Raw genomic sequence first — 8848 nt, forward strand, 5'->3', positions numbered from 1 at the left:
TGGAGAGTTAGAAAGAAAATTAATCATTGATAAATCAGAAAACAGTTACTTGTTACTAACAATTGGTTGGGAAAATAAATAGAGAACACATGGCTGTTTAATTCATATTGATATTATCAATAATCAAGTCTGGATTCAAAGAGATGGTACAGAAGATGGGATTACAAATGAACTTGTCAACGCTAGTATTCCTAAAAATCAAATAGTTTTAGTAAATATGTTGTGCTTTTAACAAGGATAAAAATATGCAAGCAAGATGCTTGCGCTACTGTGACTTGAGTGTTTGATGATTTTGAGGGGGTTATTTGTCACTTAGGAGACGCTGCGGGAAGTCAAAAGTAGGGGTAATAAGCTGTTGTGCATTTAGTTTGTAAATTCTAGCGGGCAAGATGCCCGCACTACAAAGTTAAATTATGGTTATCAAATTTAGCTGCGTAACAGCTTACTAATATTATTAGTGAATTAGTGCGACCTCAACCTAATGCTGGTGTTTTAATATGGGTAAAAAATTTGTCTTCCATCAATATTAGTGTAATTACTAATGTAATTTAATTACCAATTTGATAATTTTATTTATTCTTTATCATAGATATCAAAATTCCATGTCGAGGACTCAACAACAAAGCCAAGGTAAATAAACCCGAAACTACTAACACAATAGCTGGACCTGAGGGTAAATTATAAAAATAGCTGAGATACATTCCACTAATACTAGAAATTACCCCAATTACCGCCCCTAAAATCATCACTTCGTGTAAACGTTTGACCAACAAATAAGCAGTTGCACCGGGAGTAATTAAAAGTGATAATACTAAAATTACTCCCACAGCTTTCATACTGGCAACAATTGTTAAAGCAATTAACAACATTAAACCAAAGTTTAAACGATTAACTGGTAAACCTGCAGCTTGTGCGCCCAAAGGATCAAATGTGTAAAATAACAGTTCTTTATATAATAAGAAAACTACTATTAAAACAATAGCTGTAATCATAGCTGTATCTCTAACTTCGTCCCCAGTTACACCTAAAATATTACCAAAAAGAAAATGGTTTAAGTCAATTTTATTATCTTTTTGAATGACTGTAATTAAGGTGACACCAAGGGCAAAAAAGGCAGAAAAAACTATGCCCATAGCGGCATCTTCTTTAATGGGAGATCGGGTTTTAATGACAGCTATAGCCATTGTACTCAAAACACCAGCTATAAACGCCCCAACAAAGATATTAGCACCAATCATGAAGGCGATCGCTAGTCCTGGTAATACTGAATGACTAATAGCATCACCCAGCAATGCAAGGCGTTGTACCATTAAATAACTACCAACAATGGCACACAATAAACCTACTAATATGGCGATGATTAAGGAACGCTGCATGAAGCCATATTGCAACGGTTCTATTAGTGCTTGAAACATATTGTTAAATAGAAGAAATAAACTAAACATACGTAGGTTAGTATTAAAAACTGTAAAAACTGTATTTAATTCACATTCCTAATTCAAACTGGCTGATTCAAACACATAATAAATTAAGCCGCAAAGTACATGACCTTGCCACCATAAGCGCGATATAAGTTTTCTTCTGTTAAGACTTGTTGGCGTGAACCTGTAGCGATTAATTCACAATTTAATAAAATTAAATCATCAAAATGAGTGATAGATTCCCCTAAATCATGATTAACTACTAAGACAATTTTATCATTTTTTGCTAATTCTTGAAAAACTTCAAAAATGATAGCTTGGGTTTTTTGATCTATTCCGACAAAGGGTTCATCAAAACAAAATATTTCCGCTTCTTGAGTTAAAGCCCTAGCTAAAAATACCCGTTGTTGTTGTCCTCCTGAAAGTTCACCAATGGGACGATTTTTTAATTCTCCTATTCCCACTCTTTCTAGTGCTTGTTTAGCAATTTGGCGACTAACTGTGGAGAAACTCCGTAACCAGCCTGTTTTTTTGACACGCCCCATCATCACTACGTCCCACACAGTAGCGGGGTAATTCCAGTCAATTTGGCTACGTTGTGGTACATAAGCAACTTTCTCTAGTTGCTGCATTAAAGGCTTGCTTTTATATAAAACTTGACCACTATTCATGGGAACTAATCCCAAAATAGCTTTAATTAATGTACTTTTACCCGCACCATTAGGACCAAAAATACCTGTGACTTTTCCTGGCTTAATTATACAATTAACATCTCTCAATGCTTCCTGTGTGCGATAATGTACACATACATGAGTAACATTGATTGCTGTTGATGAATTCATGTCAATAGGTTTGATAGTTTCTGTAAGTATATCTATTTGATTTTTGGGAGATAAACTAAATTTGTGGTAAAAAGAGACGTTTTGCATAACCCTAGTTAAAATACTTATTTTTCGAGCTTACCATAAAAATGAGAGAACTATGAGAATATCTATAATTAGAAGTAATCAGTAAGATAAATGAAACTAATACTTGATACAATGTATGACTTATTACTGAAACCCCTCTCCAAACCTCTCCCCTATGTGGAGAGAGGCTTTGATTCTTACTCCCCTTCTCTCCCAGGGAAGGGGTCGGGGGTTAGGTTCTCCCTTTGTCTAGGAATGTTCTTATCTTTGGCCTTAATGGGTTGTACTCCCAATTCCCAACCCCAGGGAAATAGTAAACCCCAGATTGTAGCAACGAGTACCATTATTGCTGATTTAGCTGAAGAAATTGGTGGAGAAGAAGTACAAATTACGGGTATTCTTAACCCAGGTACAGATCCTCACGTTTACGAACCAGTACCCGCAGATAGTCGGATTTTAGAAAAAGCTAACTTGGTTTTGTATAACGGTTACAATTTAGAACCAGGATTAATTAAGTTAATGAATGCTGCTGGAGGGACAGTCAAAAAAATCCCTGTGGGGGAAGTTGTTAAATCCTTAAAGTTAGATAAAGGTAAAGGACAAATTGTTCCAGATCCTCACGTTTGGGGCAGTGCAGAAAATGTTATATCTATGGTGAAAGCCATTCGAGATAGTTTAATTGAATTGTCACCAGAAGACAAAGAGAAATTTACTCAAAATGCCCAAAAGCTAACTGATGAATTACAGCAATTACATATTTGGATTTTTCAAGAAATTCAAACAATTCCCGCAGATAAACGGAAACTCATCACTACCCATGATGCTTTTCAATATTATGGTAATGCTTATAAAATAGCGATCGCAGGAACTTTAATCGGCATTAGTACGGAAGAACAACCCAGCGCCCAAACCGTGAAAAAGTTAGTTGAATCAGTTAAAAAAATCGGTGTTCCCGCCATATTTGCGGAAACAACAATTAATCCAGCTTTAATTAAAACAGTAGCCGAAGAAGCCGGAGTAAAATTAGCACCAACTCGACTTTATTCTGATTCTATTGGGGCAAAAGGTAGTAATGGCGATACTTATATAAAAATGATGGCAGCAAATACCCGCGCTATTGTTGAAGCATTAGGGGGAAAATATACGCCATTGCAATTAAAGAATAAAAAATAGAGTAATGGGTAATGGGTAATGGGTAATTGGTGATTGGTAATTGGTAATTGGTAATTGGTAGTTGGTAAATAATTATTACCTATTCTCTCTTAACTGTCACCTGTCACCTGTCACCTGTCAGCTATCACCTATTACCTATTACCTATTACCTATTACCTATTCTCTCTTAACTGTCACCTATCACCTATCACCTATCACCTATCACCTGTCACCTGCGACCTGTCACCTGTCACCTAATTAACAAACTTGTTCACGAGTTGCCTCTGTGTTGATGGGTTTAATCAGAAAAATTTTGAACATATACCAAAAAATCATTAAAGTTAAGGGAATTTTCTGGATAAATTTCACAATTCCCCAATCATTAATTTGATTGAGATCAATTATTTTCTGATTATACAATGCACATTGTTCTAAATACCAAAAAAAGTAGGGGTGATTGGTATTTAAAATAATTGGAAATGCCTTAGCTGCGGTTTTGTTGGTTTCCTCAATTACTTGAGTATTGTACTTACGAGGGTGCATACCTAATATCTCATAGAAATTCCCTCTTTCAAATACTGTCATAGTGTGGGTAGCGAATACAGTTAATAGGAAGAAACGTACCCATAGCCGAGATTTCCAATTATTCCATAACTGGGGTTGAGAACGTAACAAAGCCTTGAAAAAATCACCGTGTCTATTCTCATCTTGACACCAGCTTTCAAACTTCCTAAATAGAGGATAAAACTGGTACTCTGGATTTTTTTCCATGTGGCGATATACTAAAATATAGCGCCAATAGCCGATTTTTTCCGATAGGTAAACTGTGTAAATAACCCACTCGATTGGGAAAAATGTATAGGTACGATTTTTAGTGAGATAACTCAAGTCAAGGGAAAGGTTAAAATCTGCCATTGACTTATTCAAAAAGCCAGCATGACGGGCTTCATCTCGTGCTAAATAAGCAAATGCTTCTGATAGCAAAGGGTTACTATCCTTGAGACGACGAGATAATTCTTTAAATAGTAAAAACCCAGAAAATTCCGAAGTACAAGAACGTTCTAAAAAATCAATAAAAGCAAGTCGTTTTTCACCAACAATGTGATCCCAACCTTGCTTAAATTCATCATCTCGCACAAAGTGATGACGGTTATAATCAGCCTTGAGTTCGTCAATTACAGCCCTTAATTCCGTTTCATACCCAGAAATATCCATTTTTGCCACTGTATCAAAGTCAGTGGTATAAAACCTGGGTGTTAATAATGTTTCTTGAACTGGTGTTTTTACACCCGATTGCGATAGATCAAGTGGCGGTTTATCCAACGATTTAACCATAAGTAGTCCCTTTACCATTATCTGCCTTAAAATTATATAAGCATAAATATTTGTTATTAGTCATCAGTTAAATTATTGAAACTAATTCTTACAAAAATACTGAATTATTCTAATTCTCGTATAGTTTAAATACCTATTTCCGGGACAAATGTATTGATGAAACCATAAATAAATATGAATACTCTTATAGTTATACAAAGAATAATAGTTAAATAATTTCAGGACAGTGAAAATCGCCGAAATCCACATCGGTAGTAATTTGTGCTAGAGAAATTATTCTCAAAACCCTATTCCCAGAGAATAGCAATTTTCCTGTGATGATAAAGACGGTGAACTGATAAACAAGTCGTTGAGATTTGCAAACCCTGACAAGTAAACAAGAAGGAACTAAGAATGAGTAATGATTTGGCCATGAAACTGCGTGTAGGAACTCAACAAGCGCATACAGATTCAGAAAATCTCGGCTTCATGAAATGTTTTGTCAAAGGAGTTGTAGATAGAGATTGTTTCATTCAATTGTTGAGAAATTTCTATTTTGTTTATAGTGAACTAGAAACAGCAATCGAGAAACATAAACAGCATCCTGTAATTAGTTTGATTTATTTTCCCGAACTAAATCGCCAATCTTCCCTAGAGCAAGATATGTTATTTTATTATGGGAGTCAATGGTACAAGCGCATCACCCCTTCACCTGCCGCCCAAGCTTATATTGCCCGTATCCAACAAATTTCCACTCATGAACCTGCACTATTGTTAGCTCATTCCTATACTCGTTATTTGGGTGATCTTTCTGGTGGGCAAATGCTCCAAAAAATTGCTCAGTCAGCCTTAAAACTTTCTGGACATGAAGGAACTTCCTTTTACAATTTTCAGCAAATTCCAGACAAGCAGACTTTCAAAGGAAAGTATCGTCAAGCATTAGATAAAGTTAATATTGATGATACAACCGCTGACAAAATTGTAGCAGAAGCCAACCATGCTTTTAAGTTAAATATGCAGATACTTCAAGAATTGGAAAGTATCTTAATCCAAGCTCTTGGTAGAGCCACTTACAATGATTTAGTTTAAGTCCCGCATAATTTACAAAAATATAATTCATCACCCAATTAACTTTAACAACGATGAATTATATAAAAATCCATCATCTTCCTCTGAGTTCTCTGTGGCTCTGTGGTTCGTCAAAAAATAAGACTAACTACAAACAAATAGAATAAACATATTCTATTTGCTAAATCCTAAATTACAACAATCCTCTTCCTCTGAGTTCTCTGTGGCTCTGTGGTTCGTCAAAAAATAATGCTAACTACAAACAAATAGAATAAACATATTCTATTTGCTAAATCCTAAATTACAACATTAAATCGGGAAAATTGATTACTTCCCAACTACACAGAAATATACTCACATTTATTGGAGACTGTAATGGTTTTTCTATTACCTGGCGTTAAGTTTGATTTTGATCTAATTCAAAAGTATGATACTCGCGCTCCCAGATACACAAGTTATCCCCCAGCAACAGAATTAAGTGAAAATTTCACCGCAAGAGAGTTTCAATCTGTAATTACCGCTTCCAATCAACGAAAAACTCCCCTATCTTTGTATTTCCATATTCCTTTTTGCCAAAGTGCTTGCTATTTCTGTGGTTGCAATACAGTAATTACCAATAACAAGAATATAGCCATTCCATATCTAGAACATTTGGAACAGGAAATCAAAAACACTTCAGCTTTAATTGATAAAGATAGAAAGGTGCTTCAAATTCATTGGGGTGGAGGTACACCAAATTATTTAGAACTTAATCAAGTAGAATTTTTGTGGAAAAATATTACTCATAATTTCCAAATTGCTTCAGATGCCGAAGTATCTATTGAAATTAATCCCCGCTATGTAAATAGAGATTATATCTTATTCTTGCGGGATATCGGCTTTAATCGGATTAGTTTTGGGATTCAAGATTTCAACCCAGAAGTACAAAAAGCCGTGAATCGCATTCAACCAGAATCATTGCTGTTTGATGTCATGGGTTGGATTAAAGAAGCTGAATTTGATAGTGTGAATGTAGACTTAATTTATGGTTTACCCTATCAAACTCTTGAGACTTTTCGGGAAACATTACACAAGACAATGGCGTTAGATGCTGATAGAATTGTCGTGTTTAATTTTGCCTATGTACCTTGGATTAAACCTGTGCAGAAAATGATTCCTCAAGACGCATTACCGGGAGCAGAAGAAAAGTTAGAGATTCTCAAAATGACAATTGAGGAATTAACTAATAACGAGTACCTGTTTATTGGCATGGATCATTTTGCTAAAAATAATAACGAATTAGCGATCGCTCAACGTCATGGTACACTAAAACGTAATTTCCAAGGTTATACTACCCATGCAGAAACCGAATTATTTGGGTTTGGGGCTACATCTATTAGTATGTTAGAAGATGCCTATGCTCAAAACCACAAGGAATTAAAGGATTATTACAAAGCAGTTGGGAGTGGTGTAATTCCCACCAGTAAAGGCATTAAACTCACTCAAGATGACATTATTAGACGGGATGTAATTATGTCCATAATGTCTCACTTTCAACTAAATAAGTCAGAAATTGAACAGAAATATCAGATCAATTTTGATAAATATTTCGGCTATGAACTCCAACAATTAGCCCCTCTCCAAGCTGATGGATTAGTAAATGTCTTAGCTGATGAAATCTATATTACTGATATTGGCAGATTGCTAGTTAGAAATATTGCGGTTGTTTTCGATACTCATACAAGAACTAGAGAGACAAAATTCTCTCGTTCTATTTAATTAGAATTGGTATGTAGTGATGATTTATGGAGAGAACAAAACTACATACCTTTTGATTTATATAGTTTATGTCATTAGATAGAAATAAATAATATGAAGCTTTGATAAATTTGACATAACTTGAGTCAAATTTTTGAGGACATCCATGAATATTATTACTTGGATAATTTTAGGACTATTAGCCGGAGTAATTGCCAAATCAATCTATCCTGGTTATCAAGGTGGGGGGATGATATCCACCATGATATTAGGGATTGTTGGTGCTTTTATCGGTGGAACTTTATTTACTCTCATTCGTACAGGGACTTTACAACTTACATCCGCATCTTTAAGTATTCCTGGAGTAGTAGTGGCAGTTATAGGGGCAATTATTGCGATTTATTTATGGGGGTTATGGCAAAGAAGCAGCAGAGTATAACTTAACAATAGTTAGGATGATAAATTGTGTTTTTTTAGGTGAAAGTTTCCAGGAGCTAAAATTATGTTTTTTCACAAAAAAGAATCAATTCATGTTGTCAAGGTTGATGAAGCAAATCCCCGTTTTGCTCAGTTGATGTTAGAACAATTTGGTGGTGCAACTGGTGAACTCTCCGCCGCTTTGCAATATTGGGTACAATCTTTTCATGTAGAAAATCCTGGAATTAAGGATATTTTTCAAACATCCTCTTACACTTAATTATAAAAGCTTTTGTTGGGTTGCGCTGTCGCTTAACCCAACCTACATTTTACAGTGTGTCAGGATCAATATTTAATTCCCGCAATTTTGCTGCTAAACGTTCGGATCTTTCAGCTTCAATTGTTGCTCTTTTTGCTTCAAATTCTGCACTTTCTTCAGGTGTAGGAACTAGCTTTCCTTCTGGCGTAAAATACCGCAATAAACCTTCATTAGTTCCTAAATATAAACCTAATTGTTGACTCCATAAATGTCCTTTTTCATTTGCTTCTAAAGGTTGATATTTTCCATCTAATAAATGAAAACCTGCAAATTCTAAGGTATAAGGATCAAACCAAAAATAATCCGGTGTGCGGAAAGTATTTTGATAAAGTTCTTTTTTGTATTCTCTATCTGTATTCGCTGTAGTTGGTGAGAGAATTTCTAAAATTACATTGGGATATTTACCATCTTCATTCCAAACTACCCAACTTTTCCGAGTTTTGCGTTCTGTTCCCAATACAACAAAAAAATCTGGACCTCGGAAAAATTCTGATTTTTTCTGATTAGGACTA

Annotated in this window: 8 protein-coding genes and 2 pseudogenes; 6 read left to right on the forward strand and 4 right to left on the reverse strand. The window is 35.0% G+C overall.

The window, feature by feature from the left end:
- Positions 1–34 precede the first annotated feature (34 nt).
- A pseudogene (locus PN471_RS02390) lies at positions 35–232 on the forward strand (element excision factor XisI family protein); the annotation flags it as partial.
- Positions 233–569: 337 nt separating this feature from the next.
- Here PN471_RS02390 and PN471_RS02395 read toward each other — a convergent pair.
- The gene (locus tag PN471_RS02395) at positions 570–1415 is read right to left on the reverse strand and encodes a metal ABC transporter permease (protein ID WP_271775507.1); all 846 of its coding nucleotides are present in this window, start codon (positions 1413–1415) and stop codon (positions 570–572) included.
- 113 nt (positions 1416–1528) lie between these two features.
- Positions 1529–2350, reverse strand: coding sequence for a metal ABC transporter ATP-binding protein (locus PN471_RS02400; protein WP_271775508.1), 822 nt, complete (start codon positions 2348–2350; stop codon positions 1529–1531).
- Positions 2351–2584: 234 nt separating this feature from the next.
- On the opposite strand from PN471_RS02400, the gene PN471_RS02405 reads away from it, so the two are divergent.
- A complete protein-coding gene (locus PN471_RS02405; RefSeq protein ID WP_271775509.1) occupies positions 2585–3502 on the forward strand; it encodes a metal ABC transporter substrate-binding protein in 918 nt (305 codons plus the stop codon).
- Between the two features lie 237 nt (positions 3503–3739).
- Here the strand turns inward: PN471_RS02405 and acsF are convergent, their stop codons facing one another.
- Positions 3740–4816 (reverse strand): magnesium-protoporphyrin IX monomethyl ester (oxidative) cyclase, encoded by a 1077-nt coding sequence (acsF, locus tag PN471_RS02410; protein ID WP_271775510.1) that lies wholly within the window; start codon positions 4814–4816, stop codon positions 3740–3742.
- Between the two features lie 393 nt (positions 4817–5209).
- Here acsF and PN471_RS02415 point away from each other — a divergent pair, with 393 nt between their 5' ends.
- The 4 genes and pseudogenes from PN471_RS02415 to PN471_RS02430 all read left to right on the forward strand — a co-directional run.
- Entirely contained in the window at positions 5210–5884 is a 675-nt protein-coding gene (locus tag PN471_RS02415) for a biliverdin-producing heme oxygenase (RefSeq protein ID WP_271775511.1), read from the forward strand.
- A 354-nt stretch (positions 5885–6238) separates the two neighbouring features.
- Positions 6239–7621: an oxygen-independent coproporphyrinogen III oxidase gene (hemN, locus tag PN471_RS02420; protein WP_271775512.1), complete on the forward strand. Its 1383-nt coding sequence runs from the start codon at positions 6239–6241 to the stop codon at positions 7619–7621.
- Between the two features lie 145 nt (positions 7622–7766).
- Entirely contained in the window at positions 7767–8039 is a 273-nt protein-coding gene (locus PN471_RS02425) for a GlsB/YeaQ/YmgE family stress response membrane protein (RefSeq protein ID WP_027403466.1), read from the forward strand.
- A 63-nt stretch (positions 8040–8102) separates the two neighbouring features.
- A pseudogene (locus tag PN471_RS02430) lies at positions 8103–8279 on the forward strand (manganese catalase family protein); the annotation flags it as partial.
- A 67-nt stretch (positions 8280–8346) separates the two neighbouring features.
- Here PN471_RS02430 and PN471_RS02435 read toward each other — a convergent pair.
- Positions 8347–8848, reverse strand: a 502-nt coding sequence (locus PN471_RS02435) for a Uma2 family endonuclease (protein ID WP_271775513.1), incomplete at its 5' end; no start/stop codon positions are given.

Source organism: Aphanizomenon sp. CS-733/32, from assembly GCF_028330045.1.
Classification (GTDB): Bacteria; Cyanobacteriota; Cyanobacteriia; order Cyanobacteriales; family Nostocaceae; genus Dolichospermum; species Dolichospermum gracile.

Bases quoted from the DNA above. Each gene is read 5' to 3' on its own strand.
- PN471_RS02395 (WP_271775507.1), bottom strand. From the start codon at position 1,415: ATGTTTCAAGCACTAATAGAACCGTTGCAATATGGCTTCATGCAGCGT.
- PN471_RS02400 (WP_271775508.1), bottom strand. From the start codon at position 2,350: ATGCAAAACGTCTCTTTTTACCACAAATTTAGTTTATCTCCCAAAAAT.
- PN471_RS02405 (WP_271775509.1), top strand. From the start codon at position 2,585: ATGTTCTTATCTTTGGCCTTAATGGGTTGTACTCCCAATTCCCAACCC.
- acsF (WP_271775510.1), bottom strand. From the start codon at position 4,816: ATGGTTAAATCGTTGGATAAACCGCCACTTGATCTATCGCAATCGGGT.
- PN471_RS02415 (WP_271775511.1), top strand. From the start codon at position 5,210: ATGAGTAATGATTTGGCCATGAAACTGCGTGTAGGAACTCAACAAGCG.
- hemN (WP_271775512.1), top strand. From the start codon at position 6,239: ATGGTTTTTCTATTACCTGGCGTTAAGTTTGATTTTGATCTAATTCAA.
- PN471_RS02425 (WP_027403466.1), top strand. From the start codon at position 7,767: ATGAATATTATTACTTGGATAATTTTAGGACTATTAGCCGGAGTAATT.